The sequence below is a fragment of the Rhodococcus sp. BH5 genome, from assembly GCF_027583855.1.
GTDB lineage: Bacteria > Actinomycetota > Actinomycetes > Mycobacteriales > Mycobacteriaceae > Rhodococcus_F > Rhodococcus_F qingshengii.
Map to the genome: position 1 here is coordinate 320,638 of NZ_JAJHVW010000003.1, position 24,510 is coordinate 345,147.

The window sequence follows — 24,510 nt, forward strand, 5'->3', positions numbered from 1 at the left end:
TGCTGGGCGCAAGAATCTTGTTACGCCTTATGTAAGTAGAGATTTCAAACTGAACGCGGAGCCACGACTCACCCCCGGCTGGGATCAATCCCAGGCCGAGGGTGACGAGTGCGTCAGGGCTATTGCTCGGACTTCTGTCGCGCTTCGTCCGCGGCCGCTTCTGCGCGAGCCTTCTCGGCTTCTGCCTCTTTCTTCGCGACTTCTCGCTGGCTTTCGGCCTTGTCCTGCTGGGCGCGGCCCTCTCGGGTCAAACTGTCGTTTCCGGAAACCGCACCCACGGCTTCCTTGGCCTTACCCTTGACGTCCTCTACGACGCCTTTGATTCCCTCGCTGGGACCGCTCTTGTCATCTGGCACGTTGACCCTCCAATACGTTTCGGATTGTTGCTCAGGAATCCCACACAGGTAGGAATCCCCCACAGAAGGCCCTACCCCATCGAAATTCGCATAAACATCCGTGCACCGACACGCCGCAACGCGTACAAGAAGCGGCCACCGAGGGGAGTGCCGTTCACTCTCGTGTGTTATTCAGTGCTCATGAGCCAGCTACAGACCGATCCCCCCGTGGGCGGAACGCTGTCCACGATTCGCGCGCTTGCGCCCAACCTGGCTCCGATCGAGCGATGCGTCTCGAACATCTCAAATAGCAAACAGCATTCTCAGAAACTGTTTACCGGGCACAGGAATTGGCGGGACTCGTTCCAGAAGGGGAAGAGGTCGGTGGTGGTGGCCGTGGGGTGGTCGATCTCGGCGAGAGTGTAGAAATCGAGAATCGTCCGCCCGGCGGTTGCGCTGACCTCGCATGCCTGCAAGCTCAGTTTCGCCTCCGCCACGAAGCCGATACTGCGGGCGAAAGGTCCGAGGGTCCCGGCATTGACAAAACCCTCGAGGTTTTGTCCCCACTGGTTGTAGTCCGACTGCAAAGCAAAGCTGCATGTTTCACCGAACAACTCGGTGCAGGTTGTCGGCTTCCCACCGATCGTGTGAACCGTATCGGCGAGCTCGTGCGAAGTACCTTCGCGCGGTGATCCGGAAAGGAGAAGCAAGACGGCGACGGCCAAGGCAACCACCAGAAGGATGCTCGCGGCCGTTGCCAGTATCGCCTTCACAATCCCTCGATCCACGTAAGTTCATGAGGGGAACCGATTTTGGAACACCGGTCACTGGATTTGTACCCGTGGCACTCGGGGTCCAAACATCGACCAGGCTGGGAGCCGTGCATCAGGCTGGGGGGTCGCGAGAGGATCTGTGGGAAAAAGCCGGGGGAGGATCGACACTCCCTTCCACTATCAATGTATATCGCACCGGGGGCCTTGCGGCAAGGCCCGGGTAGTGCCGCAAAATGGCTCTTCCGATCCCGCACGACCCACTACGGGATCGGAACAGCCAGCGGAAGTGAGGGCACGTGCCAACCCAGGGATACGAAGAAGAACTGCGATCCGAGCGGAACTATGTGGAGGCGCTCTACGCACGCCTCGATGCGCAGCGCGCCCGAGTCAAGGGCAGGTACAGCACCGCTCTGCGCGGAAACGGCGAAGCACTCATGGAACGCGATGCAGAGGTGCGCGCGCTCGCCAAAGAGGTGAAGAGGCTGGACGTAGCCGACAACGGCCTGTGCTTCGGCCGGTTGGACTCACTGTCGGGTGAGACTTCGTACATCGGCCGAATCGGCCTTCTCGATGCGGACAACGACTACGAACCGGTGCTGCTCGATTGGCGGGCGCCGGCATCTCGCCCGTTCTACGTTGCCACCGCTGCAAACCCGGAGAACATGCGTCGACGCCGTCAGTTCCACACACGCAGTCGACACGTGGTCGATTTCACCGACGAGGTACTCGGGCGCCCTGACGGCGCAGAACACGACACCCACAGCGACTCCGCCTTGCTCGCTGCGGTTAACGCACCGCGAGGTGAGGGCATGCGCGACATCGTGGCCACGATCCAGGCCGAGCAGGACGACATCGTCCGACTCGAACACCCCGGGGTGCTGGTGATCGAAGGTGGCCCCGGTACCGGGAAAACCGTCGTCGCCTTGCACCGCGTCGCCTACCTGCTCTACACGCAGCGAGAGCGAATGGAACGTCACGGCGTTCTCGTGGTCGGGCCGAACCCGGCGTTCCTGAACCACATCGGCCGCGTGCTGCCCTCGCTGGGCGAGTCCGACGTGGTGTTCATGACCACCGGTGATCTCGTTCCCGGTCTACGCGTCACTGCCGAGGACACTCCGGAGGCCGCTGGGCTCAAAGGCTCGCTGAAGATCCTGGACGTTCTCGGCGCAGCGATTGCCGATCATCAGCGCTTGCCCGAGAACCCGTTGTTGATCGAATTGGCGGACGTCACAGTGCGAATCGACGCCGAAACTGCGGAATGGGCCCGAGAAGAAGCTCGTTCGAGCGGACTCCCCCATAACGACGCTCGGACTGTGTTCACCGAAATCGTCACCTGGGCACTGACCGAGCGGGCGATAGCGCAGATCGGCAAGGGATGGTTGACACGCAGTGACCGTGAAGCCTGGGAACAAGTGCGCGCAGATCTGACCGCAGAGTTGGCGGAGAATGACGCGTTTGCCGCCGCACTCGACGCACTCTGGCCGATCTTGACACCGAAAGAGCTACTGACACAGCTGTTTACTTCGCCGGAACGCCTACGCAAGGCAGGCGCAGACGAGACACTGTTGCGCCGAGAGGGCGATGCCTGGACGGTGTCCGACGTTCCGCTTCTCGACGAATTGGTGGACATGCTCGGCCGGGACAAGCCCGTCGACCAGAGTGCCGAACGTGAACGCCGCGACGAGGCTGCGTATGCAGCGGGCGTGCTGGACATGATGATCAGTCGTGAAGACTTGATGGACGACGAGGATCATCTCCTCGCCCAAGACATGCTGTACGCCGAGGACCTGGCGGATCGTTTCGTCGAACGCGATACCCGGGAGCTCGCCGAACGCGCTGCTGCTGACCGAGACTGGACGTACAGGCATATCGTGGTCGACGAGGCACAAGAGCTGTCCGAGATGGACTGGCGAGTCCTGATGCGCCGTTGCCCGGACCGGTCTTTCACGGTGGTAGGTGATCTCGCGCAACGACGTTCACCCGCAGGTGCCCGATCGTGGGCGACGATGATGGAGCCGTACGTTCCCGGCCGCTGGATCTACCGATCCCTGTCGGTGAACTATCGCACCCCCGCCGAGATCATGAGCGTCGCCGCCGCCTTGCTCGCCGAGTTCGCGCCAGACGTCCAGCCACCCGAGTCCGTCCGCGCCTGCGGGATCGCGCCGTGGTCCAGACAAATATCCGCCGACGAACTAGCCTCCGCCATCGACGAATTCAATCAGGACGAGGCCGGACGCGAGGGTACGAGCGTCGTCATCGGACCTGCGAGTGTGCCCGGCGCTGTGCCGGTTTCGGAAACGAAGGGCCTGGAGTTCGATGCCGTGCTCGTCGTGGAACCGGAGCGAATCATCGCCGACGGCCCACGCGGTGCGTCTGAACTCTATGTCGCCCTCACCCGCGCGACCCAACGTCTCGGCGTCTTACACGAGGGGCCATTGCCGCACGCATTGACCGGGCTCGTCCGGGTCGGGACGGCCAGATCACCGCAATCGTTCGCGGCGAGCGATCGTGCTGTGTAGGCCTTCGGCAGCAGCGCGCACGTAGGACACCTGGCTCTCGGGGACGAAGCGACTGGTGGGACCGGTGACACTGATGGCCGCGACGGGTTTGTCATTGGTTCCGAATACCGGCGCCGCAACGCACGCGAGACCCGGCGCTGATTCCTCGCGCTCGAACGCAATACCGGTCTCGACCACTCGGTTCAATTGAGTATTGAGAATGCCGGGCGCAACAATTGTGTGCGGGGTTCGGCGCGTCATCGGTTCCGACAACACTTCGCGGCGAAATTCGTTGTCGGAGAATGCAAGGAGCGCCTTTCCGATTGCGGTGCAATACAGCGGTATCCGGCCGCCGGTCCGAGACGGGGAGTTGGCTTGTCGATGGCCGCCGATCTTCGCGACGTATACGACGTCGTGGCCGTCACGGACCCCCAGGTGGACTGTCTCGTGGGTCCGCTCGTACAGGTCCTGGAGGAACGGCATCGCCATCTCCAGGAGGCTACGTTCGAGAGAGGCGAGCATGCCGAGTTCGAAGAGGCCGCCGCTGAGCCGGTAGCCACCGTCGATACGGTCGAGTAGCCGGTTCGCGACCAGTTCGTTGGCCAGGCGGTGCACCGTCGCCTTGTGCAGGCCCGTCCGCTGGACCAGGGTGGCCAGAGGCAACACGTGGTCGTCGGCCCGGAAGGCGCGCAGGATCGTCACCGCCTTGCCGAGCACGGTGTCGAGGTTTGCGCTGCCAGTCACCTCCCCAGCGTATCGCTGAGTGAGACAGTTCCCTGGCGCAATCTCGGTGCCGCGGCGAAAGTAGTGGCCATGAGCCAGCCCACGAATACCAGTACAGCTAGCGAGACCGACATCGCAGCTGCTGCGGACCGCCTCGCAGCCGCCATCGCGAGCGGCACTCCCTGCGCGCCCGTGCGCGATCTGATCGGCGCCGACGACCTCGTCGCCGCCTACGCCGTCCAGCGCCGCGTCGACGAAATCCGTCGGCAGGCGGGGGCCGTGGTCGTAGGCCGCAAGATCGGCCTGACCTCGGTGGCAGTCCAGCAGCAGCTCGGTGTCGACCAGCCCGACCTCGGCGTGCTGTACGCCGACATGGAGTTCCCCGCCGGCGGCGCCATCCCCATGAGCCGTTTGATCCAGCCCAAGGTCGAAGCGGAAGTTGCCTTCGTGCTCGGTGCCGACCTCGTGGACGGACCGCTGGACAGTGCGCAGGTGCGCGGTGCGATCGACTACGCCGTCGCCGCGATCGAGATCTGCGACAGCCGCATCGAGTCGTGGGACATCAAGTTCGGTGACACCGTCGCCGACAATGCGTCCTCGGGCGTGTACGTCCTGGGAACCGAACGACGCACCCTCGACGAGGTGGAACCCGCCGGCGTCGTCATGTCGATGTCCGTCGACGGCACCGAGGTGTCCACCGGCGTCGGAACCGCCTGCCTGGGCGATCCGATCGAAGCCGTCGTCTGGCTCGCCCGCACTGCACGTGAGTTGGGGCAGCCGCTGACCGCAGGGCAGGTGATCCTGTCCGGCGCTCTCGGCCCCATGGCACCGGTCACCGCAGGCAACGTAGTCACCGTGACCGTCTCCGGGCTCGGTTCCGTCACCACCAGTTTCTCCAGCGAAGAGGACAACGCATGAGCAAGGTCAAGGTCGCGATCATCGGATCGGGCAACATCGGCACGGATCTGATGATCAAGGTGCTGCGTAACTCCGACTACCTGGAGATGGGCGCGATGGTCGGTATCGACCCCGCGTCCGACGGCCTCGCTCGCGCCGCGCGTCTGAACGTGCCGATCACGGCAGAAGGCGTCGAAGGCCTTGTCGGTCTGCCGAACTTCGACGAGATCGAGATCGTCTTCGACGCCACCTCGGCAAAGGCTCACGTGGCCAACAACGCGCGGCTGGCTCCCCTCGGCAAGCGCATGATCGACCTGACGCCTGCCGCGATCGGACCGTACGTCGTACCGGCCGTCAACGCGGACGAGCACTTGGACGCACCCAACGTCAACATGGTGACGTGTGGCGGCCAGGCCACCATCCCGATGGTTGCCGCTGTTTCTCGGGTCGTCCCGGTGGCGTATGCGGAGATCGTCGCGTCCATCGCCTCCAAGTCGGCCGGTCCCGGAACGCGCGCCAACATCGACGAGTTCACCGAGACCACGTCCGAGGCGATCGTGGCAGTCGGCGGCGCTCGTCGCGGCAAGGCCATCATCATCCTCAACCCCGCTGAGCCGCCGCTCATCATGCGCGACACGGTCTTCTGCCTCGTCGACGCACCGGACCCGGCTGTTCACGACGAGATCCGTCAGTCGATCGAGAAGATGGTCGGCGACGTGTCCGCGTATGTCCCCGGCTACCGGCTCAAGCAGGAAGTCCAGATCACCGAGATCCCGGCCGACCAGCCCGTCGAGACGTTGCTCGTCGACGGCAATCGCCCCACCCACCAGGTGTCGGTGTTCCTCGAGGTCGAGGGCGCGGCACACTACCTGCCTGCGTACGCCGGCAATCTCGACATCATGACGTCCGCCGGAATGCAGATCGCGGAGCGCATCGCCCAGCAGAAGGAAGCAACCAAGTGAGCAACCGCAAGATCTTCGTCCAGGACGTCACCCTTCGTGACGGCATGCACGCTGTCCGCCACCGCATTTCGCCCGCCGACGTCAAGCGGATCGTCACAGCTCTCGACGCTGCCGGCGTCGACGCGATCGAAGTAGCACACGGTGACGGCCTCGCCGGCGGCTCGCTCAACTACGGCCCCGGCTCGAACACCGACTGGGAATGGATCGAAGCAGCGGCCGAGGTACTCGAGCACGCTCGTCTCACCACGCTGCTACTTCCGGGTGTCGGCACGATCAGTGAACTCAAGCATGCCTACGACCTCGGTGTTCGCTCGGTTCGCGTTGCCACGCACTGCACCGAGGCCGACGTCTCCGCGCAGCACATCGAAACCGCCCGCGAGATCGGCATGGACGTCTCGGGCTTCCTGATGATGAGCCACATGGCGCCTGCCGAGGAACTGGCCAAGCAGGCCAAGTTGATGGAATCGTATGGCGCGCACTGCGTCTACGTCACCGACTCGGGTGGACGTCTGGTGATGAACGACGTCGCGGATCGTGTTCGTGCATACCGCGACATCCTCGACGAGGGCACCGAAATCGGTATCCACGCCCATGAGAATCTCTCGCTCTCGGTTGCCAATTCCGTTGTTGCAGTGCAGAACGGCGTCACCCGCGTCGATGCTTCGCTTGCCGGTCACGGCGCCGGTGCCGGCAACTGCCCCCTCGAGGCCTTCATCGCCGTCGCCAACATCGAGGAGTGGGAGCACGGCTGCGACCTGTTCGCCCTGCAGGATGCCGCCGACGACATCGTCCGACCGCTGCAGGACCGGCCGGTCCGCGTCGATCGCGAAACCCTCACTCTCGGCTACGCCGGCGTGTACTCGAGCTTCCTGCGCCACGCCGAAGCTGCGTCGGAGCGCTACGGAATCGACGTTCGCACACTGCTGCTCGAAGCTGGACGCCGCCGTCTGGTGGGTGGTCAGGAGGACATGATCGTCGACATCGCGCTCACCCTCGCAGCGCAGGCGACAAAGGAAGCAGTCTGACGCGCTGCCGAGTTCGCTGACACCCGAGTCCCGTCTCCGGACGAGGGCGGGACTCTGTCACGTAAAGGCCGGTGGTGACCATACGGTCACCACCGGCCTGGGCTGAATGGCTTACTTGGCGATAAAGTCGAGAATGTCTGCGTCCAAAGCCTTCTGGTAGTCGCCGTAGATTCCGTGCGGCGCACCCTTGTAGATCTTCAATGTGCCGTCATTGACCAATTCGATTGCCTTGAGGGCGGCTGCGCCAATGGGAACGATCTGGTCGTCGTCACCCTGCGCAATGAAGACGGGAACGGTCAACGCCTTCAAGTCCTCGCTGAAGTCCGTCTCCGAGAACGCCTTGACACAGTCGTAGGCAGCTGCCAGATTGACCAGCATTCCCTGGCGCCAGAAATCGTCCTTCGCCCCCTGGGACACGTTCGACCCCTCGCGATTTGCGCCGAAGAACGGCTCGGCGATGTCGCGATAGAACTGCGAACGGTCGGTGAGAACTCCGGACCGGATGTCGTCGAACGCTTCGATCGGTGTGCCCTCCGGGTTGTTCTCCGACTTCACCATGATCGGCGGAACGGCGCCGGCGGTGATCACCTTGGCAACACGCCCTGCGCCGTGTTGCGCTGCGTACCGAACGACCTCGCCGCCTCCGGTCGAGTGACCGACGAGCGTCAGATCGTGGAGGTCGAGCGCTTCGACGAGTTCAGCCAGATCACGGGCATAGGTATCCATGTCGTTGCCCTGATAGGTCTTCGAGGACCGGCCGTGGCCGCGACGGTCGTGTGCGATGGCACGGTAACCGGCGTCGGCGAGCACCTTGAGTTCCAACTGCCAGGCGTCCGAGGAGAGGGGCCAACCGTGGCTGAGCAGCACAGGCCTCCCGGCGCCCTGTTCGGTGTAGTAGATCTCGGTTCCGTCGGAAGTGGTGATGTACGGCATGATGTCCTCCTGGGCGAAAGGTTCTCGTTGGGTAACAAGAACATTCGTCCACTTCAGGAGCGATGTCGTCGCTGCTGGCTTCCATTGTGGGGGAGCGCTACCCGGGGAACCCACTACCGGCTAACTGGTAGAGGGATCGATGCGAACGGTGATGGTGGTGCCACCACCGACCGGGCTCGAGATCGTCAGAGTTCCTCCAACCGCGGCAACGCGGTCCTGCAGCCCGATCAGACCCGAACCGCTTTCGGCGTCTGCTCCCCCCTTGCCATCGTCACTGATGGTGAGGTCCAGACGACCCTCTTGCGAGACGGCCGCGATCGTAACCACGGACGCGTCGGCATATTTCGCGGTGTTGGTGAGCGCTTCAGCGACAACGTAGTACGCCGCGACTTCCACAGAATCGGTTAGTCGAGTGACGATCTCGGCTGTGAGCGCGACCGGGATCGGACTGCGGCGAGCCAAAGTCTTCAGCGCCGGCGCGAGACCCCCGCGGGACAGGATCGCCGGGTGAATCCCTCGCGAGAGTTCACGAAGATCGGTATTGACTTGAGCCAGTGTCTCAACGGTGCGGGCCAAGCTGATTCGCAGCTCATCGAATCCGTCGGGAACTGCGGCCTGCGCGCCGCGTAACTCCATCCCGAGAGTGACGATCCGCTGTTGCGCCCCGTCGTGCAGGTCACGTTCGATGGTTCGGCGGGCTTTGTCGGCTGCAGCCACGACGCGCGCCCTGGACCGTGTGAGCTCGCGCCTGGTTTCACCGTTGTAGACCGCGGTTGCGAGCAGGTCTGCGAAGTCGGTCAACCGGTCCTCGACGTCACTCGCGAGAACACGTCCCGTACCGCCGATGATTACAGCTCCCCACGTCCGACCGTCGACGTTGATCGGTACCCCGATTCCCGTACGCAACCCGCGTCCGCGCAGCCTCCCCGCGATCGCCCCTGTCGCAGTGGTGAAGTCGATGGCAATCGGCGCACCCGAAGTCTCGACGATCGTGCAGACGTTGTATCCACCGACAGGGAAGCGTTCACCCGGGATCAATCGTTCTCCGGTTGTAGTATCGTCCCGCGCAGCGAGAATTGTGAAGTAGTCGTCGTCGTCGTAACGCACGACCGACACGTGTTCGATGTCCAGTCCGTCGGCCAACTCCGCGGCGACAGCATGATGGACATCGTCGGGTTCGGCTCTCGAGGCAACAAGTGTCGCTACGCGTCGCAGTGAAGCCTGCTGACGCGCCAACGCGAGAGTCTGTTCGAGAAGTACCCCGCGATCTCGCACAGCGGCAAGCAGGGCCTCGAGCGACGGTACGATTCGTTGAACGCGGCGAGCATCGGCCTGGGTCAACTCTGCCGGTACAAGTAGCGAACCCGCGACACAGGCTCCATCCCGTAGAACGATCCGCCTCTGCCCGCGCCCCACCGGGGCATCCGCGGGCCCTAACTTCGCATACGGCGCGGGCAGGTCGAGCACGGCGGACAATCGCACGCTCGCGTCGTCAAGCATCTCCACTACATTCGACGTCCGAAGCATCGTCCGAGCCAGCGCAGCCAACAGATCCGCCTCACGACGACGCTGATCCGATTCCATGGCGCGAAGACGTGACTGACCGACGAGAACGTTGGTCAGCAAGGCCAGGACGAGAAAAACCACCACTGCCGGTACAAGGCTTTCACGGCTTTCGACGACGTGGATGTAGGCGTACGCGGCAGTGCTGGCAACCGCCGTCGCAATTGACAGCCGAAATCCCCAGCCTGCCGAAACGACGAGGACACCGAAAAGAAAAACCGCGCCGAACGCATTCTCGGGTGCAATCCGCTTCAACATCAGAACGAGAAGAATCTCCACGACAATCAATCCCGTAGCCAGGGCGATGCCCCAACCGAGGGGAGGAGCGCTCGGACGCAGCACGGACGTGACGAGACGGCCGCGCAACGGAACTGACGAAGTCATCGGACGCCCGGGTTCCCCGAGAAATTACGGGTAGCGGTAATGCCGGGTGCGCCGACGTCTGACAGCCTTGACAGGGTGAAGTCTTCCGACCGGAGCTGCCTCATCGTCGACGACAGCGATGCATTCTGCACCGCTGCACGACGAGTGCTCGAGGCCGCGGGTATGACGGTTGTCGGAACCGCATCCAGCCTCGGCACGGCCATCACAGTGGCCGAAGCTACCCACCCCGACCTGGTCCTGGTGGACATCGACCTCGGTTTCGAAAGCGGATTCGACGTGGTGGAGGTTCTCCACGCCGCCGGTTTGGCGCCGACGCCGGCCATCATCCTTGTGTCGACACACGACGAAGAAGACTTCGCCGATCTTGTCGAATCGAGTTCAGCCATCGGATTCCTCTCGAAGTTCGAACTGTCCGCAGACTCGATTGCGCGGATTCTTTCGCAAGGATGAGTATGCCGATTCAAACGCAGACACCCGTCAGCTGACGGCATCGAGATACATGATGACTGCGCGCACGCGGCGATGGTCGTCGGCGGTACTCTCCAGATCGAGCTTGGTGAGGATGCTCCGCACGTGCTTTTCGACGGTGCCCTCGGTGATCCACAGCCGACGCCCTATCCCCACGTTCGACAGGCCTTCTGCCATCAGCGTCAGCACTTCTCGCTCGCGGACGCTAAGTGCCGCCAACGGGTCGTCACGTCGCCTGGCCGCCACCAATTCGTAGACCAGAGCGGGATCGATGACCGAGGCGCCGGCTGCGATCCTGTCGAGCGTCGCGACGAAATCGTCTACGTCGGTCACTCGACTCTTGAGGAGGTACCCGATCCCCTTCCCTCCGTCGAGAAGCTCCAACGCATGATCGACCTCGACATGTGCTGACAGTAAAAGCATTGCAACGGAGGGGAACTCTCTTCTTATACGCAGCGCTGCGTCGAGCCCTTCCGAAGTGTGTGACGGTGGCATCCGGATGTCGATGATGGCCAGTTGCGGATTTTGCCCGTCGACCAGTGTCAGCAGTTCGTCCGCATCCCCTGCCTGTCCGACGATTTCCAGGCCTGCCCGAGTGAGCAGGCTGGCCACCCCCTCCCGTAGGAGCACGTCGTCGTCGGCGATGACCACTCGCAGGGCCGTCACAAGACTCGGCTCGATACCTGTTGCACGAGGGCCGCCTTCCACTTGCAGTCCGCACTCGCAAGTGCGTGGCGGCCGGAGATGGGACCACCGCTTAAAAGATAACGGACATATGCCACCTTCACCGCTCTGATCTCGAGGAGCGAAACCGTCGTGCGCAGATTCCGCACTCAACGCTGCGAGTCTCCCCACATCAATACAAGCCAAACCCTATCGATTTCCGAAAATGCTTGCAGGCGAACGGTTATCCTTTGACACGAAGATGCACTGCGAGTCCCCCAGGTCTCGTCATCGCTCCACATTTCGGCCAAGACCCGATACCACCATGCTCGAAGCCACGAGTTCTATATTCTGAGTCCGTGGAAGCTACCGAATACCGTGACTCGCTGAGGTCCGTCCTCGACACCACATCGTCGGTAGTCGAAAGCCGGCTGGCGGCGATGCGCGCCGCGGCGACAGCACATGCCGAAGGCATTGTCATCGACGTCTCCGTGGACCAGGACGGCGAGGGCACTTTCGGCGTCTGGGCGCGATTCGACGATCCGGATGCGTTCAGTTTGAATCAGCAGATCGGCGACGAGCGGGAGCTTTTCAGCGTGATCTGGGGTGAGGAAGGCTGGGAGCCACCGGTTCCCACTCGTCCGCGAGAGTGGTCACGCACGGAACTCGAGAAAGTTATCGTCGGTGTCGTTGCCGAGTGGATCGGCGCGCTCGTTCCCCCGACTGCATCCGAACTGCACTGGGAAGTAACAACTCCCGACGGAGCGACCGACCCGATACCTGTGGGCCCCGATTTCGGTAGTGGACATTCGCCTCAATGAAGCGCGGAAGCTGTCGGCGAGACGGACGACTTCGAACCACTGTTGTGATCGATGTTGCGATGTCACCGACCGGTCGAACCGTCGATAAGTTCGCGGAGGATGTCAGCGTGCCCGGCATGGCGCCCGGTCTCTTCGCTGAAACGTCGCTTTCCAATCCGTCACGTTTTCGGCGAGAAACATCGATCGTTCGACAAAGGTCAAATGATTGACCAGCCCGAGCAAGGTTGTTCCCGACCGAACAATTGTGGTGCGCACCTGAGGTTCCGGAGCACCTTCAACCTCGGCAGCGATCGAATCACGCAGGTAGTCGAGAAACGCGCGCAGCGTATCGGTCTCGCTAATCCCTGTCCGGGGCGGTGGGACATCACGGCGGCTCCGACGCGACGTTGCCATGGTGGATCTCCTTCCTCGGTGAAGAACGACGAAGAGGCTTCATTCCTGGATAGGCAGTACCGATCCTTCCGAACTCACGCCGATCCCGCATCAAATTTTGCCGTTGCGGCAAAGGCCGGCTTAATTGCCGGTATCACCGCGCCGAATGCAGGTCGCGCACAAGTTGAGGCGTCCGCCACTTGCCGACCTCGAACGGCCACCGCCGCAGCGGATAAGCGAGACGGGCCACGAAGTAATTGACGTATTCGACGACGCCGAAAGCCCACACCACCATGATGGCCGCCGCAGTGACGAAATGATCTGGTAGCCAAATGAGCACGCCGAGGAGACCGACCGCCAAGACGACAATGTCGAGGACCCGAAACACACGGTAGAGCGCCGCGAGGCGGGCAGGCATCGGCGCCTGCTCGACCCAGCCTCGGGCAAGCAGCCAATAGACACCCGCTTGCACGAGAACCACGAGCATTGGGGCCAGCGCCGACCACAGCGCCGCGGAGTCTTTCGGACCTTCGAGCCGAGGCATCACGACGCTGACAGCCACGGCGGCAAACACTCCCGCGGCGGCCAGTTCGCCAAGACCGAGGCTCAGGTACCTGCGTCGCAAACTCATTCGCCGTTGATCCACCACGTGAGAGACCATATCCGTTGATCACCGCGCAGCGGGTGCGCAGCAGCTTCGAGGCTTTGCCTGAGATGGATCAGGCTCACAGCCAAAGGAATACGGTTCACCTCGACTTGATTCGGGCGGATCATCCGGCACGTGTTGGCGGATCCGGCGGGAAACCTTTTCTGCCTAGGCAATCCACACTAGGGCTTGTCTGAAAACTAGTCCGAGATCGAGTCCACTGCTCATCCGACAAAGCCTGAAAGTGCGTCACCCGATCAGCAGTACATACATTCGTTCGCATACAGTCGGATGTGTCCCAGCGGCACCCCAGACTGGAATGTCCGCTGTGTCAAATCTGCCGACAGGGGGGCTGGACGGGTGGGATCGCCTGACTTACTGGGTCTGACGGCCTCGCTGTCGTCGTCGACGCTTGTCCTCGCGTTCGTTGCCGGGATTCTTCCGCGAGTCGTCGGTGATGAACCGAATCCCGTTGTCGGCATACGCACGAAGGCGACGATCTCGAGCCCCGAGGCGTGGCAATTGGCCCATCGGATTGCGTGGCCCCTTCTACGCCGGACGGTGTGGACAGCCGTAGTGGGACTGTGCATGCAGGTCGTCATCGGTGTCGTGACAGGTTTCGGATCTGTGGTGTCGGCTGTCGCCTCAACAGTCGTGTTTCTAGCGGTGCTCCTTGTCCTGCTCTGTGCAGCGTTGAAGGGCAACGCTGCGGCAAAATCGTTGCGGCGCTGACCACCCGGGCCCGCATTTGTCAGAGGTGCCCTAGTTCTCCGATTTCAGTTCCCGATACGCGGTCGTTCGCGCCGGCGTGGTCCACGGTCCCGCATCTCGAGGATCGCCGCTGCCGTGGACGCGACCGTCTTGTCGTCGTCGCGTGTCAGCCGGGCGAGCGCTTCCCGGGCCGCCGCGCCGGGAATCTCAGCGAGTGCCTGCGTGATTCGCAACCTCGTCGGGGCGTCGTCAGTGCCGTCGAGTCTTGCCTGCACGGCATCGACGACCTCACCGCTTGTCGGTGAGTGCTCCGCGAGAAGACCGAGCACCTCTCCGGCCTCGACGTCGCGTCGCCCGTCGGCGACCATCTCGAGGAGAGCGGGCATCGAAACGGTCTCTCCGCGAGATCCGAGGGTGAGAGCAGCGTCGGCGCGGACTATCGCGTCCGAATCATCGAGAGCTCGCTTCAGCGCCCGAGTTGCTTCCTCGGTGTGGATCCCGGAGATGGCCGACGTCGCGCGGCGTCGAACCTCGACGTCCTCCGATTCGAGCCCCTTCGTGAGACCTGCAAGGCCCGCACCTTCGGTCCTCGCCAACGCCCACTGCAACGCTCCGGCCACGTTGGCATCCTTCTCCGACAGGATGGCCTCGACGAGTGCGTCGACGGGCAACGCCGCATTCAGCTCCTGCGACAGGATCGCTTGCTGACGATGAGCAGCGAACTCGGATTCGAGTGCACGCAACAGCGAGACCATGCGCAGGACGTCGTCCCACTCCGAAGGGGCGCTGGCATCGACCCTTTCGAGTTTGGTCAGCAATTCCTCCTCCGCCGCGATCCGTTGCCGAGTGTGTTGCATGAGTTCACCCACCAAATCGGCCGGCGCGAAGTCGGGTTCGTCCAGTGCACGCTTGGCCTCGTTCAACGAGAGCCCCAACGTCCTCAAGCTCTCGACGTGGAAGAGTCGACGGATGTCGTCGGCGGAGTACTCCCGGTAACCGCTGGATGTGCGGCCCGTCGGCTTCACCAGTCCCAAGGTGTCGTAGTGACGCAGCATCCGTGTGCTGACACCACAACGCCGCGAGACCTCGCCGATCAACATCCGTCTCCCCTTCCTACGCGTCCGGGCCGATTGCCGCGACGCGCTTCGCCAACTCGTGTGAGAGTGCGAACCCACCGTCGGGGTCGTGCCAGAGTTGCTTTGTAGCATCAGCATGCGCCCGGGCACGCGGATTCGGGCTCATTCCGGCCGCGTCGAGCACCGGGAGTACAGCCTCGCCGAGCCCGGTCAGAGCACGGCTCAGACTGAGCTGCATCTGCAGTTCGCCCCGCCCGAGTTCGGTCGCCAGATCCGCTGCGAGTGCACCCTCGACTCCTGCCGGCACGAGTGCCACTGCGGCGCGCCACGCACTGCGCGCGACCTCGTCGTCCTGGTCGTGCACCAGCGCAGAGACCTCGGGCCACGCGATCGGATCGCCGATCTTGGACAAGGTGTGGAGCGCCTGACTGCGGGCTTGCGAACCATCGGACCCGAGCTCACGGATCAGCCTCGGCACCGTAATTTCGGCCGGCAAGCGGCACAATGCCCAGGTCAGCATGTCGCGGACGAAGAAGTCCGGCTCGACGGCGCACCGATCGATCAGGGCATCCGTCAGCTCAGGGTCCGGGCGCGTGCCGACAGCGAGCGCGGCGCGCAGCCGAACCGAGGGATCAGCCGCGGCCAATGCGTCGACGAGGTGAGCATTCTGCCCACCATGGTTGGTTGTGTTCACGACAACCACCTCCTTCGTCGACCATTGGAGTCCTTGTCACTGTGTCAAGGTCAAGCGTCGCTGTCTCCGACACGGGAAATATCGCCTCGGATCACACGCCGGTTGTCGATCCTGGCCGAAAGATCATCAGCACGACGACAACGACCCAGAGCAGATTGAAGATCCCCGTCGCTGTGCCCAGTCGACGGGTGAGCCGCGTTGCGACATCCACAACGGACCCGGTTCCTTCGATCGCCGCCATTGTCAGCCGTTGGGCGGGAAGCACGACCGCGGTGAGTATCACGGCGGCAACGACGGTGAGTGCGATCGAGGTGAGGATCCACAGGTCACCGAGCACTCCGAGATTGACGGCGGTGGCGACACCGAGCATCGGAACGACAACTCCGATCGTGGCATACACCCGAACGATGCGATGCAGCATGCCCGTCGTCGCAACACTGGCGCTGTCCGGATCGGCGAGCGCGGCGCGACTCGCCACCGGGAACATACTCGCCGCCACAGCGACGGGGCCGATGGCAAGAATGGCCGCAATCACGTGGAGGGACAGCAGGATTCCGGTCATGAGATTTCTCGCGTTTCGGTACGCACAAGCGTATTCACGCAGCGTCCGGGGCGAAGGTGATTACAGGCTCGGCGCCCTTGGCCGACCACACCGTTCCACGACGCTCGTAGTCGAAGAGCGCTTCGACCTCGAGACTTATCCGGGGCCCGAGGCATCGTTCCAACAGGTACAGGCCAAGGTCGAGACCGGATGTCACACCGCCGGCGGTGATCAGGTCACCATCGTCGACGATTCGCGCCTGGATCGGAATAACGCCGCCGGCCGCCAGTGCGTCCACGGCAAGATGGTGTGTCACGGCGCGGCGCCCTTCGAGAAGCCCCGCCATCGCCAGCGCCAAAGATCCTCCACAGACGGTCGCAACAAGAACACCAGGATCGTCGAGTGCACGCCGCATCATGACAGGCAGTTCGGTTTCCGTTGTGGCCGCGAGCCTTTCCGGCAAACTGGTGCCCGGCTGGTCCGCATCGGGTTCGAAGAGACCCGATGCTCCGGGAACGATGATCAGATCCGCGTGTTCGACATCGAGGGTTGCAGTGGCGGTCATAGCGAGTTCACCACTTCCGCTCAGGACGGTCCCAGGCCCCTCCGCACTGACGAGTTCGACACTCAACGCCCCACCGCTGGCGAGACCCCCGGCGTAGAGCACCTCGTACGGACCCACGACATCCATGGGATCGAATCCGTCGAACAACACGATCTGCGCGTGCACTGCAACCTCCGATTTTGTGCGACGCGCTCCTGTGCGCGTCGCTGTTCCTACGACAGTAGGAGGAAGTTGACCTCAGCGGCGACGGCTGAAAGCCAACCTTCGACGGCTTTCAGCCAACCTCACATATTCTACGAAATACCAGTTGAGAGGATATTTCACGACACGAGATCACAGAATCTCGCGCCACATGCGCTACGTTTCAGACATGCATGACGTTGCAGTTCTCGCGTTGCCCGGAGTGGTGCCGATGGACCTGGCAGCACCCCTCGAAGTCTTCGGACGATGCAGGCTTCCCTCAGGCGCACCGGCCTACCGGACCGCCGTGTGCGCGCTCACCGAGGAGGTGGAGACCGGAACGTTCACGATGCGCGTACCGCACGGACTGTCACGTCTCGCCCAGGCCAGCACGATCATCATCCCGGGCACCGCCGATCTCGATGTGCCGATCGACCCCGAGATCATCGAAGCCCTCAGAACTGCCGCGGATCGCGGCACGCGCATCGCCTCACTGTGCGTCGGCGCATTCACCCTCGCCGATACAGGCCTGCTCGACGGACTTCGCGCGACGACGCACTGGGCGGCTGCGTCGGAGTTGGCGCGTCGGCACCCGGCCATCGACGTCGATGCCGCCGTTCTCTACGTAGACAACGGGCACGTCCTGACTTCCGCCGGCGCCGCGGCCGCACTCGACCTGTGTCTGTACATGGTCCGTCAGGACTACGGGTCCGCGGTCGCCGCCGACACGGCGCGGCTGAGTGTGATGCCGCTCGAACGTGCCGGAGGGCAAGCACAATTCATCGTTCACGAGCCTCCCGTACCCAGCGGGACAACCCTTCGACCACTACTGAACTGGATGGAAGAGAACCTCGGGGAGCAACTCGACATCACGACAATCGCGGCCAAGGCAACGATGAGCACTCGCACGCTCAACCGCCGATTCCAGGAACAAATCGGTACGACGCCGTTGCAGTGGCTCCATCACGCGCGGCTCCGCCAAGCGCAATTTCTGCTCGAGACTACCGACCACTCGATCGAACGTGTTGCGGGACAAGTCGGATTCAATGCCGTCACCACGTTCCGCGAACGCTTCCGAGACCTGGTCGGCACCAGCCCACAGCGGTACCGGACACAGTTTCGAACTTCCCGCTAGCGGGCCGGTCAGCCCTTGACGTTGCCGGCAGCGGTGTTCAGAACTGTGGCGACGTCGTCGAGGATGTACGGGATGGTCAGGACCGTCAGTCCGCCGAACGCGAAGTTCTTGTCGACGCTGAAGTCCTTGGTGGATGCCGTACGCCCATCGACGATCACCGGCTGAGCTGCCACCAGTGGCTCGGCGAGGAACGCGTTCAGAGAGTCCTTGTCGTAGGCCACCACGAACAGCACGTCAGACGCAATCAGCGGCGCCTGCTCGGTGCTCAGCTCGAAGTACACGGCCTCGGGATCCTTGGCGGGATCGGCCTGCTGGATCGTCGGCTCGTTCTTCAGACCCAGCTGCTCGAGGAACTCGACACGCACGTCGGCGTTCTTACTCACCGCGAAGGTGCTCGGACTGTTCGGGAGTCCGATGGTGACGGTCTTACCTTGCAACGCAGGGTTCTTCGCAGCCGTCGCGCTGATCGCGGCGTTGGTCTTGTCGATGAGCGTGCCGGCCTCGGCCTGTTTACCCAGCGCCTGACCAGCGATGGTCACCTGGTCCTGCCACGACGCGGTCCACGGCTCGTCCTGGAAGGAAACCACCGGCGCGATCTTCGACAGTGCGTCGAATTCCTGCTGAGTGAGCCCGGAGTACGGGGCGAAGATGAGATCTGGTTCAGCCTTGGCGAACTGCTCGACAGGCGCTTCGCCCGTTCCGTCACCCGACAACAAGATCGGCTGCTCGCCACCGAGCTTGTCGAGTGCCTCGGCGTCCCACTTCAGAATGCCCTGCGCGTCGGCCCCGTACTGAGGTCCGGAGAAAGTGGGCATCGCGACCGGGACGACACCGAGCGCCAGGAGGGCGTCCTGATTGGACCATCCCCAGGTAGCAACCCGCTTGGGCTCGTCCTTGATCTCGGCCGTGCCGAGAGCCGACGTGATCGTCACCGGAAACGCGGCGTCGACTGCGGATGAAGTCCGGGTGCTGTCTTTGTCGTCGGTGCTGTCTTTGTCGCCGTTGCTGCTGCAGGCCGCCATTCCGGCCGCCAGCCCGCACGCCGCCACGACGGCTACCATCCGGCGGACACGGCTGCCACCACTTCGTCGCTCTGACAGCCCTCGTCCCAAAATTCTCGCCACGCCAGGACCTCCCGGTCGATCGACCTGCTCAGACACCCCGAGCGGGTGACGGCGCCTAACGTAGCACGAAGGTAACCCTATCCTCAGTTGTCGTGCGCTCTACTTTGCCCTCTGTCGTCGCACCATCTCCGCGATCCAGATGGGCGCAAACGGCGAGGTGCAGTTCGGTGGAGTCGGGTAATCCTCGAGCACCCGCAGTCGCTCACCGATCTCGATTGCCCGGGCGCGGTACTCGGCATGTTCGATCCCGATCTGAGCCAGGCAGTGATTCATCGCCCATTGCAGGCGGTCAGGAGCATCGTTCATCTCCGCCTCGATGACGTCGAGTAGCCCTGAAAGGTCAAGTCCCTCGGGCTTCTTCGCGACACGTTCGGTGGTCAGAGCCCACCCGGCGCTAGTGACCACAGGATCAGGGTCAGCGGTCCAGGCCACCCGCAACTCCTCGGCATGCGGGTTCTTCTTCACCACGTAATTGACGAGCCAGTCCTGCACCTTCGGAGTGCGGGCCTCTCGCAACATGACATCCAACTCGTCACGCTCGAACGCCTTCGGGCGGCAGATCAAAAGGGCCAACAATCGCGCCGCGGTATCGCCCGTCGCCCAAAGCTGTTGTGCGAGTTCCTGCTGAGTCTTCAATCGCTTCGCAACAGCGCGCAGTTCTGTGAGGTTCACACCGTGATCGTCACCGTGCTTCTCGTTCACCGCACGCGCCTTCGGATCTTCGAGAGCAGCCAACTCGTCCATCACCGCGGCAACCGTCGTTTCGGCCACTTCGTCCTCCAGTCACTACTTCTGCGATTCCCCTACAAGCAAAGCACGGGAAGGCGGGCGACCTACGTTTGAAACCTCGGCCAATGGGTACATGACTGCTCCTGAGGTGGCGGCACGTCACCATGAAGACAGGATGAACCTTGCACATGCGACGCGCCGCGAGGGCCGAGAACGTGGACGAAACCGCACGCCGCGACGAAGGCGGCGGTACGAACACTCTGACCCGGGCGATAACCGGCCCACTCCTTTTCGTGTTCATCCTCGGAGATGTTCTGGGCGCCGGTATCTACGCGTTGGTGGGCGTCATCGCCGGTGAAGTTGGTGGAGCCGTCTGGGTACCACTGCTCGTAGCGCTCGTCATGGCATTGCTGACAGCAACGTCGTATGCCGAACTGGTCACCAAATATCCGCGAGCGGGCGGCGCAGCCGTCTTCGCCCAACGGGCGTATCGGAAACCACTGATCTCGTTCCTTGTCGGCTTCTCGATGCTGGCGGCCGGCGTAACCAGTGCGGCGGGACTCGCCCTCGCATTCTCGGGCGACTATCTCAAAGCCTTCATCGACGTCCCAACCGTTCCAGCGGCGCTCGTCTTCCTGCTCCTGGTGGGACTTCTCAATGCCAGAGGCATCAAGGAGTCGATGCGCGCCAACGTCGTCATGACAGTCGTGGAGGTCACCGGGCTCGTCCTCGTTGTCGTCCTCGCTTGCATAGTTCTCGGGCGCGGCGACGGAACCCTGAGCCGCGTCGTGGAGTTCGACGACAGCCGATCGCCTGCACTCGCGGTGCTGGCTGCGGCACTCCTCGCGTACTACTCTTTTGTCGGCTTCGAAACGTCCGCGAACGTCGCCGAAGAAGTGAAGAACGTGAGCAAGGTCTACCCACGCGCACTGTTCGGAGCATTGCTGACAGCCGGCGCCGCCTATGTCCTTGTCGGCCTGGCTGTCTCGGTGGTCCTGCCCGCCGACGAACTTGCCGCATCCTCCGGGCCACTGCTCGAAGTTGTGTCAGCCGCCGACGTCGGCGTTCCGCCTCGCCTGTTCAGCCTGATCGCGTTGGTCGCAGTCGCCAACGGCGCACTGCTGACAATGATCATGGCGAGCAGGCTGACATACGGGATGGCATCGGAAGGCTTGCTCCCGAGCGTCTTCGCTCGGGTACTGCCGCAGCGACGGACCCCCTGGGTGGCGATTATCGCGACCACCGCCGTCGCCATGGCTCTCTGCGTCACCGGATCGCTGTCAGCCCTGGCGGAGACGGTGGTACTCCTGCTGCTTTTCGTATTCATCAGCACCAACATCGCCGTCCTGGTTCTGCGCCGTGACGCAGTGCAACACAAACACTTCCGAACGCCGATCATCTTCCCGATCCTCGCTCTCGGTACGTGCGTTGCGTTGCTCACCCAGCAGAGCGCTGCGACGTGGTTACGCGCATCATTACTCTTGGCCGTCGGAGTAGTGCTGTACGCCCTCTCCCACCGCCGATCCACGAAGTGAGGTGCGATGTACAGGAGCCGGTGTGATGACCGACAGTTCTGACGCGTCAGATGTAATTCAGCGTCGAGAGCGAAAGATCAACAGGCGAACCCTGACGTACGGCGTGTCAGTCGTTCTGGCTACCACGGTTTTGGTTATCGCGATCGTGTGGTTGGGCTCCCGGCGGGGCGAATGCTTCGGTACCGACACCTTGCTGTGCTCACAGAAGGATCGCCGACTGGCGGTCTTCGTCCCGAGCCTGATGTTGCTGCTCGGGACCGTGGGCGCGTTCTTGCGAGCCTCCCTGCGATTGCACCGCCTGCGGCGCCTCTACATCCGGCCGTACATGGCGTGGGCCTTGGCGGGCCTCACCCTGACGTATCTGACCGGAGCTTACTTCTTGATCGGGGTCTAGATTCTCTGAATACGTCTGTTCAGCAACCAGATTGAGTCGACAGCCGCAAATCAGAATCGCGGATCGTCGATCGCAGTGAGGACTACTTCCCGCACTGACGTCGAAGACGACAAACTCGAGATCGAGCGCACCGTATCCACAACGTCATGTACCGGGACCAGAGATCCCTCTCCCCTGGCGGCAGCGACGTCTCGGGGCACGTCGAGTCCGTCTTCTGTATTGAGATATCCGAGATGAAGGACAGTCACGGCGAGTCTGTCCTTCCGGTAGCCCTCTCTCAACGCGTCGGCAATGCCGTTGATCGCGAACTTCGATGCACCGAACGCAACCTCCGGCCTACCGCTTCGCGGGAGTCCCGAGGTGGACCCGGTCAAGATGATCCGAGGTCGAGGACGGCCGATCATTCTCGGGATCAGGCGCTTGAGCAGGAGAATTGTGGCCGTGATGTTGGCGTTGATCATTTCGAGCATTTCCATGTCCGATTGTTCTGCGAATGCATAGTCAGTGGTGAAGGCGTCCCCTTCCCAAATCCCGACGTTGCAGATCAGGGTGTCTACACCTCCGACAAGCTCCTGATCGATCGAGTTCGCCGCCGTAACAGGTTCGGTCAGGTCTACTTCGATCCACTCGGAGACGTCGAACCCGTCAGGGCGCCGCCGAGAGATGCCGAGAACTTCGTGGCCGTCGCTCCTCAGTCCCTCGATCAAAGCACGACCGAGACCTCGGCTCGCACCGACAACAACCGCCCTCGCCACAATTACACCCTTCGTCGCTCGCTCATTCCATCCTAACGATCCGGTGGTCGCCGATAGTCAGGTCGTCACGTTCGAGTGATCGCGAAAAGTGTCGAAGAGTGTACGTGGCTCCCTCCCGAGCACCTCGTGCACACCGTTGGAAATGTAATCGTCACGACCTTTGGATATCGCAACGAACAGGTTTGTCAGCGACTGCACGAAAGATTCAGGAATTCCCATACGGGTTGCGTCGGATTTCCATTCGAGAACGGAGATCGATTCGAATCTCCCTGCATCCGTGCCAGTTACATCAGCGAGGACCCGGAGGGCTTCCTCGAACGAGTAGGACTTCGGACCCGTCAGCGGCAAAGGACCGCTCGGCGAAGGGTCGTCCATCGCAAGGATGGAGGAGGCCACTTCTGCGATGTCTCGGTAATCGATGAACGGCTCCGAACCGGTTCCCGCCGGGAGCCTCAATGTGCCGGTGGCCTGAAGTTGTCCCGCGAACATACCCGTCGTGAAATTCTGCGCGAACCAACTCGGTTGAAGGAAAGTGCTCTTCACCGCCGACTGGGCAAACGCGAATTCGGCCCCGACAGCTATGCCGTCACCACTGACGGATGGGTTTCGAGCGGTCAGAACAACTGCGTGCTCCACGCCGCAATTCTCCAAAAGGTCTACGAAGGCAACAAAATCCACCACTCTTTCGGGCAGCACCACGTACGCGCGCGAGACGCCTTCGACTGCTTGCCGCCACGTGTCCTGCCTGAACCAGTCGAAGGGCGTGGACCCAGACGAACGGGAGGCTCGCCGTACCGCGTGTCCTTCGCTCTCCAGTGAATCCGCCACTATCCGACCAGTTTGGCCAGTACTTCCGAGTACCAAAATCTCTCTACTTTTTGCCATGGTTGAACGCTAGTTTCGTCGTCGGTCAGCGCACCATGCTCGCGGGTTCAGGATCCATGTGATTGCGTTTCGCCCCTCCAACTCTCCATTTGCCTAGTATCAGGAGATGCTCAGTCCCGTAGACAGCGCACTCTCGGCATTTCGTATCGTGAGCTTCGATATCGCGAACACCGGCATCGCCAACACCGGCATCGAGGACTTCGATGCGTCTGCAGAGTCGTCGACATTCGAGGTGGGATTCTCCCGAAAGTTCCTTATTTTCAGCAATACTGAACTATCACTCGAGATAACATCTACCGCTTCACGCGGAGAAGTTACAGCGCTCCACGCTGGTGAGGTCGGCATCCTGTGCCTGCCCGCTGACCGTGACTTTCGCCTGTCCGAACCACATCGCGATTCGGATCGAACGAAAAGGTCCAGTCGCCCACCCGTCCTCGTATTCTCCTTCGAGTCGGCAGGAAATCTGTATTCGATTCTGGAGCATCATCTTCCGAATCTTTTGACGTCGAGAACCTCAGAGGTGAGCTCGGTATCCCATGTCCTGCAGTCGCTTGCCCGGGAACACGACAACTGGGCCGATGGGAAAGGATTCCCATCCACGGCGGTCAGACTCCTCGAATCGATTGTCTGCCTGATGCTCGCGGAGTGGTCTGCCGGTTGGAATGTGGGGAACCTGTCGCACGATCCCCGTCAATCGATCAGTGCCGTATTGCGCGAGGTCTACTCGAATCCCGGGAAGAAATGGACCCTGCCGGCGATGAGCGCCATTGCCGGCATGTCGCGATCCATGTTCGTCTCTGAATTCAAAAGTTCCGTCGGTGAACCCCCGATGCAACATCTACGCCGGTGGAGGCTGGCCTTGGTCGCGGATTCGCTGATCGTCGATCCATCGCTCACATTGGATCGTTTGGCAAAGAAGACCGGGTATTCGGATGCGTTCAATCTCAGTACCGCGTTCAAGACGCATTACGGGGTGTCACCTTCTCAGTACCCCTCTCGAGCTCGAACCGAATAATCCCTACCTGCACATCACCCGTTTCGAGTGAGTCGCGATGCGCCGGGAGCAGCCAGGCTGTGGGGAGCGTCAACGCGCCCGAATGGTCTCACGATGCCGCCGAACTGA

27 protein-coding genes and 1 pseudogene are annotated in these 24,510 nt (G+C 62.4%); 11 read left to right on the forward strand and 17 right to left on the reverse strand.

All coding sequences use genetic code 11. The annotated features are described in order from the left end of the window. Positions 1-119 precede the first annotated feature (119 nt). Together mbp1 and RhoBH5_RS10525 are read right to left on the reverse strand one after the other, a co-directional pair. Entirely contained in the window at positions 120-356 is a 237-nt protein-coding gene (mbp1, locus tag RhoBH5_RS10520; RefSeq protein WP_003943084.1) for a microaggregate-binding protein 1, read from the reverse strand. A 302-nt stretch (positions 357-658) separates the two neighbouring features. Beyond that, entirely contained in the window at positions 659-1,123 is a 465-nt protein-coding gene (locus RhoBH5_RS10525) for a hypothetical protein (protein ID WP_225320190.1), read from the reverse strand. Positions 1,124-1,404: 281 nt separating this feature from the next. On the opposite strand from RhoBH5_RS10525, the gene helR reads away from it, so the two are divergent. Beyond that, the gene (gene helR, locus RhoBH5_RS10530) at positions 1,405-3,627 is read left to right on the forward strand and encodes an RNA polymerase recycling motor ATPase HelR (protein ID WP_270008249.1); all 2,223 of its coding nucleotides are present in this window, start codon (positions 1,405-1,407) and stop codon (positions 3,625-3,627) included. Here helR and RhoBH5_RS10535 read toward each other — a convergent pair. Further along, a complete protein-coding gene (locus tag RhoBH5_RS10535) occupies positions 3,589-4,350 on the reverse strand; it encodes an IclR family transcriptional regulator (RefSeq protein WP_003942865.1) in 762 nt (253 codons plus the stop codon). The two genes, helR and RhoBH5_RS10535, sit on opposite strands and share 39 nt — an antisense overlap. Before the next feature lie 69 nt (positions 4,351-4,419). On the opposite strand from RhoBH5_RS10535, the gene RhoBH5_RS10540 reads away from it, so the two are divergent. From RhoBH5_RS10540 to dmpG, 3 genes are read left to right on the forward strand one after another with little or no spacing between them, the layout of a single operon-like run. Further along, a complete protein-coding gene (locus tag RhoBH5_RS10540; RefSeq protein WP_007735684.1) occupies positions 4,420-5,247 on the forward strand; it encodes a 2-keto-4-pentenoate hydratase in 828 nt (275 codons plus the stop codon). Beyond that, the gene (locus tag RhoBH5_RS10545) at positions 5,244-6,188 is read left to right on the forward strand and encodes an acetaldehyde dehydrogenase (acetylating) (protein WP_003943168.1); all 945 of its coding nucleotides are present in this window, start codon (positions 5,244-5,246) and stop codon (positions 6,186-6,188) included. Before RhoBH5_RS10540 ends, RhoBH5_RS10545 begins: the two co-directional genes overlap by 4 nt. Next, the gene (dmpG, locus tag RhoBH5_RS10550) at positions 6,185-7,213 is read left to right on the forward strand and encodes a 4-hydroxy-2-oxovalerate aldolase (protein ID WP_007735683.1); all 1,029 of its coding nucleotides are present in this window, start codon (positions 6,185-6,187) and stop codon (positions 7,211-7,213) included. The genes RhoBH5_RS10545 and dmpG overlap by 4 nt, the downstream gene beginning before the upstream one ends. Positions 7,214-7,324: 111 nt before the next feature. Here dmpG and RhoBH5_RS10555 read toward each other — a convergent pair whose 3' ends face one another. Together RhoBH5_RS10555 and RhoBH5_RS10560 are read right to left on the reverse strand one after the other, a co-directional pair. Next, on the reverse strand, positions 7,325-8,146 hold the full coding sequence (locus tag RhoBH5_RS10555) for an alpha/beta fold hydrolase (RefSeq protein ID WP_030537432.1): 822 nt from the start codon (positions 8,144-8,146) through the stop codon (positions 7,325-7,327). A gap of 120 nt (positions 8,147-8,266) precedes the next feature. Next, entirely contained in the window at positions 8,267-10,093 is a 1,827-nt protein-coding gene (locus tag RhoBH5_RS10560) for a sensor histidine kinase (RefSeq protein ID WP_030537433.1), read from the reverse strand. 75 nt (positions 10,094-10,168) lie between these two features. On the opposite strand from RhoBH5_RS10560, the gene RhoBH5_RS10565 reads away from it, so the two are divergent. Then, positions 10,169-10,543: a response regulator gene (locus RhoBH5_RS10565; protein WP_223304479.1), complete on the forward strand. Its 375-nt coding sequence runs from the start codon at positions 10,169-10,171 to the stop codon at positions 10,541-10,543. A 27-nt stretch (positions 10,544-10,570) separates the two neighbouring features. Here RhoBH5_RS10565 and RhoBH5_RS10570 read toward each other — a convergent pair whose 3' ends face one another. Next, on the reverse strand, positions 10,571-11,227 hold the full coding sequence (locus RhoBH5_RS10570; RefSeq protein ID WP_030537435.1) for a response regulator: 657 nt from the start codon (positions 11,225-11,227) through the stop codon (positions 10,571-10,573). A gap of 356 nt (positions 11,228-11,583) precedes the next feature. On the opposite strand from RhoBH5_RS10570, the gene RhoBH5_RS10575 reads away from it, so the two are divergent. Next, complete coding sequence (locus RhoBH5_RS10575; protein ID WP_054188324.1) at positions 11,584-12,045, forward strand: DUF6389 family protein; 462 nt, start codon at positions 11,584-11,586, stop codon at positions 12,043-12,045. 62 nt (positions 12,046-12,107) lie between these two features. Here RhoBH5_RS10575 and RhoBH5_RS32660 read toward each other — a convergent pair whose 3' ends face one another. The 3 genes and pseudogenes from RhoBH5_RS32660 to RhoBH5_RS10585 all read right to left on the reverse strand — a co-directional run bounded on the left by RhoBH5_RS32660 (position 12,108) and on the right by RhoBH5_RS10585 (position 13,048). Beyond that, positions 12,108-12,200, reverse strand: a complete 93-nt coding sequence (locus RhoBH5_RS32660) for a mycothiol transferase (RefSeq protein WP_370852753.1) — start codon at positions 12,198-12,200, stop codon at positions 12,108-12,110. A gap of 79 nt (positions 12,201-12,279) precedes the next feature. After that, positions 12,280-12,438: pseudogene (locus RhoBH5_RS32665) on the reverse strand (mini-circle protein); the annotation flags it as partial. Between the two features lie 133 nt (positions 12,439-12,571). Then, complete coding sequence (locus RhoBH5_RS10585; protein ID WP_030537437.1) at positions 12,572-13,048, reverse strand: hypothetical protein; 477 nt, start codon at positions 13,046-13,048, stop codon at positions 12,572-12,574. A gap of 375 nt (positions 13,049-13,423) precedes the next feature. On the opposite strand from RhoBH5_RS10585, the gene RhoBH5_RS10590 reads away from it, so the two are divergent. Beyond that, positions 13,424-13,795, forward strand: coding sequence for an SdpI family protein (locus RhoBH5_RS10590; RefSeq protein WP_168798815.1), 372 nt, complete (start codon positions 13,424-13,426; stop codon positions 13,793-13,795). A gap of 44 nt (positions 13,796-13,839) precedes the next feature. Here the strand turns inward: RhoBH5_RS10590 and RhoBH5_RS10595 are convergent, their stop codons facing one another. The 4 genes from RhoBH5_RS10595 to RhoBH5_RS10610 form a co-directional block, all read right to left on the reverse strand. Then, positions 13,840-14,874, reverse strand: coding sequence for a HEAT repeat domain-containing protein (locus RhoBH5_RS10595; RefSeq protein WP_054188326.1), 1,035 nt, complete (start codon positions 14,872-14,874; stop codon positions 13,840-13,842). Between the two features lie 13 nt (positions 14,875-14,887). Next, positions 14,888-15,553: a HEAT repeat domain-containing protein gene (locus RhoBH5_RS10600; RefSeq protein WP_185744475.1), complete on the reverse strand. Its 666-nt coding sequence runs from the start codon at positions 15,551-15,553 to the stop codon at positions 14,888-14,890. An 82-nt stretch (positions 15,554-15,635) separates the two neighbouring features. After that, positions 15,636-16,106: a DUF2269 family protein gene (locus tag RhoBH5_RS10605; protein ID WP_003943264.1), complete on the reverse strand. Its 471-nt coding sequence runs from the start codon at positions 16,104-16,106 to the stop codon at positions 15,636-15,638. 34 nt (positions 16,107-16,140) lie between these two features. Further along, entirely contained in the window at positions 16,141-16,815 is a 675-nt protein-coding gene (locus RhoBH5_RS10610) for a DJ-1/PfpI family protein (protein ID WP_065351620.1), read from the reverse strand. A gap of 205 nt (positions 16,816-17,020) precedes the next feature. On the opposite strand from RhoBH5_RS10610, the gene RhoBH5_RS10615 reads away from it, so the two are divergent. Further along, on the forward strand, positions 17,021-17,965 hold the full coding sequence (locus RhoBH5_RS10615; RefSeq protein ID WP_003942841.1) for a GlxA family transcriptional regulator: 945 nt from the start codon (positions 17,021-17,023) through the stop codon (positions 17,963-17,965). An 8-nt stretch (positions 17,966-17,973) separates the two neighbouring features. Here the strand turns inward: RhoBH5_RS10615 and RhoBH5_RS10620 are convergent, their stop codons facing one another. Beyond that, the gene (locus RhoBH5_RS10620; protein WP_270008250.1) at positions 17,974-19,026 is read right to left on the reverse strand and encodes an ABC transporter substrate-binding protein; all 1,053 of its coding nucleotides are present in this window, start codon (positions 19,024-19,026) and stop codon (positions 17,974-17,976) included. A gap of 162 nt (positions 19,027-19,188) precedes the next feature. After that, positions 19,189-19,860: a DNA alkylation repair protein gene (locus RhoBH5_RS10625; RefSeq protein ID WP_270008251.1), complete on the reverse strand. Its 672-nt coding sequence runs from the start codon at positions 19,858-19,860 to the stop codon at positions 19,189-19,191. Between the two features lie 146 nt (positions 19,861-20,006). Between RhoBH5_RS10625 and RhoBH5_RS10630 the strand changes: the two genes are divergently transcribed. Next, positions 20,007-21,353: an APC family permease gene (locus RhoBH5_RS10630; RefSeq protein WP_007735660.1), complete on the forward strand. Its 1,347-nt coding sequence runs from the start codon at positions 20,007-20,009 to the stop codon at positions 21,351-21,353. A gap of 25 nt (positions 21,354-21,378) precedes the next feature. Further along, positions 21,379-21,747 (forward strand): hypothetical protein, encoded by a 369-nt coding sequence (locus tag RhoBH5_RS10635; protein ID WP_064113535.1) that lies wholly within the window; start codon positions 21,379-21,381, stop codon positions 21,745-21,747. 50 nt (positions 21,748-21,797) lie between these two features. Here the strand turns inward: RhoBH5_RS10635 and RhoBH5_RS10640 are convergent, their stop codons facing one another. Together RhoBH5_RS10640 and RhoBH5_RS10645 are read right to left on the reverse strand one after the other, a co-directional pair. Next, on the reverse strand, positions 21,798-22,502 hold the full coding sequence (locus RhoBH5_RS10640) for an SDR family NAD(P)-dependent oxidoreductase (RefSeq protein ID WP_270008252.1): 705 nt from the start codon (positions 22,500-22,502) through the stop codon (positions 21,798-21,800). Between the two features lie 57 nt (positions 22,503-22,559). Next, positions 22,560-23,330: a dTDP-4-dehydrorhamnose reductase gene (locus RhoBH5_RS10645; RefSeq protein ID WP_270008253.1), complete on the reverse strand. Its 771-nt coding sequence runs from the start codon at positions 23,328-23,330 to the stop codon at positions 22,560-22,562. A gap of 163 nt (positions 23,331-23,493) precedes the next feature. Here RhoBH5_RS10645 and RhoBH5_RS10650 point away from each other — a divergent pair, with 163 nt between their 5' ends. Beyond that, positions 23,494-24,402: a helix-turn-helix transcriptional regulator gene (locus tag RhoBH5_RS10650; RefSeq protein WP_165638482.1), complete on the forward strand. Its 909-nt coding sequence runs from the start codon at positions 23,494-23,496 to the stop codon at positions 24,400-24,402. Positions 24,403-24,510 lie beyond the last annotated feature (108 nt).

Excerpts from the sequence above, each read along its gene's own strand:
- RhoBH5_RS10540 (WP_007735684.1), top strand. The coding sequence starts at position 4,420 with ATGAGCCAGCCCACGAATACCAGTACAGCTAGCGAGACCGACATCGCA.
- RhoBH5_RS10545 (WP_003943168.1), top strand. The coding sequence starts at position 5,244 with ATGAGCAAGGTCAAGGTCGCGATCATCGGATCGGGCAACATCGGCACG.
- RhoBH5_RS10555 (WP_030537432.1), bottom strand. The coding sequence starts at position 8,146 with ATGCCGTACATCACCACTTCCGACGGAACCGAGATCTACTACACCGAA.
- RhoBH5_RS10560 (WP_030537433.1), bottom strand. The coding sequence starts at position 10,093 with ATGACTTCGTCAGTTCCGTTGCGCGGCCGTCTCGTCACGTCCGTGCTG.
- RhoBH5_RS10585 (WP_030537437.1), bottom strand. The coding sequence starts at position 13,048 with ATGAGTTTGCGACGCAGGTACCTGAGCCTCGGTCTTGGCGAACTGGCC.
- RhoBH5_RS10595 (WP_054188326.1), bottom strand. The coding sequence starts at position 14,874 with ATGTTGATCGGCGAGGTCTCGCGGCGTTGTGGTGTCAGCACACGGATG.
- RhoBH5_RS10605 (WP_003943264.1), bottom strand. The coding sequence starts at position 16,106 with ATGACCGGAATCCTGCTGTCCCTCCACGTGATTGCGGCCATTCTTGCC.
- RhoBH5_RS10615 (WP_003942841.1), top strand. The coding sequence starts at position 17,021 with ATGCATGACGTTGCAGTTCTCGCGTTGCCCGGAGTGGTGCCGATGGAC.
- RhoBH5_RS10620 (WP_270008250.1), bottom strand. The coding sequence starts at position 19,026 with ATGGTAGCCGTCGTGGCGGCGTGCGGGCTGGCGGCCGGAATGGCGGCC.
- RhoBH5_RS10630 (WP_007735660.1), top strand. The coding sequence starts at position 20,007 with ATGCGACGCGCCGCGAGGGCCGAGAACGTGGACGAAACCGCACGCCGC.
- RhoBH5_RS10635 (WP_064113535.1), top strand. The coding sequence starts at position 21,379 with ATGACCGACAGTTCTGACGCGTCAGATGTAATTCAGCGTCGAGAGCGA.
- RhoBH5_RS10650 (WP_165638482.1), top strand. The coding sequence starts at position 23,494 with ATGCTCAGTCCCGTAGACAGCGCACTCTCGGCATTTCGTATCGTGAGC.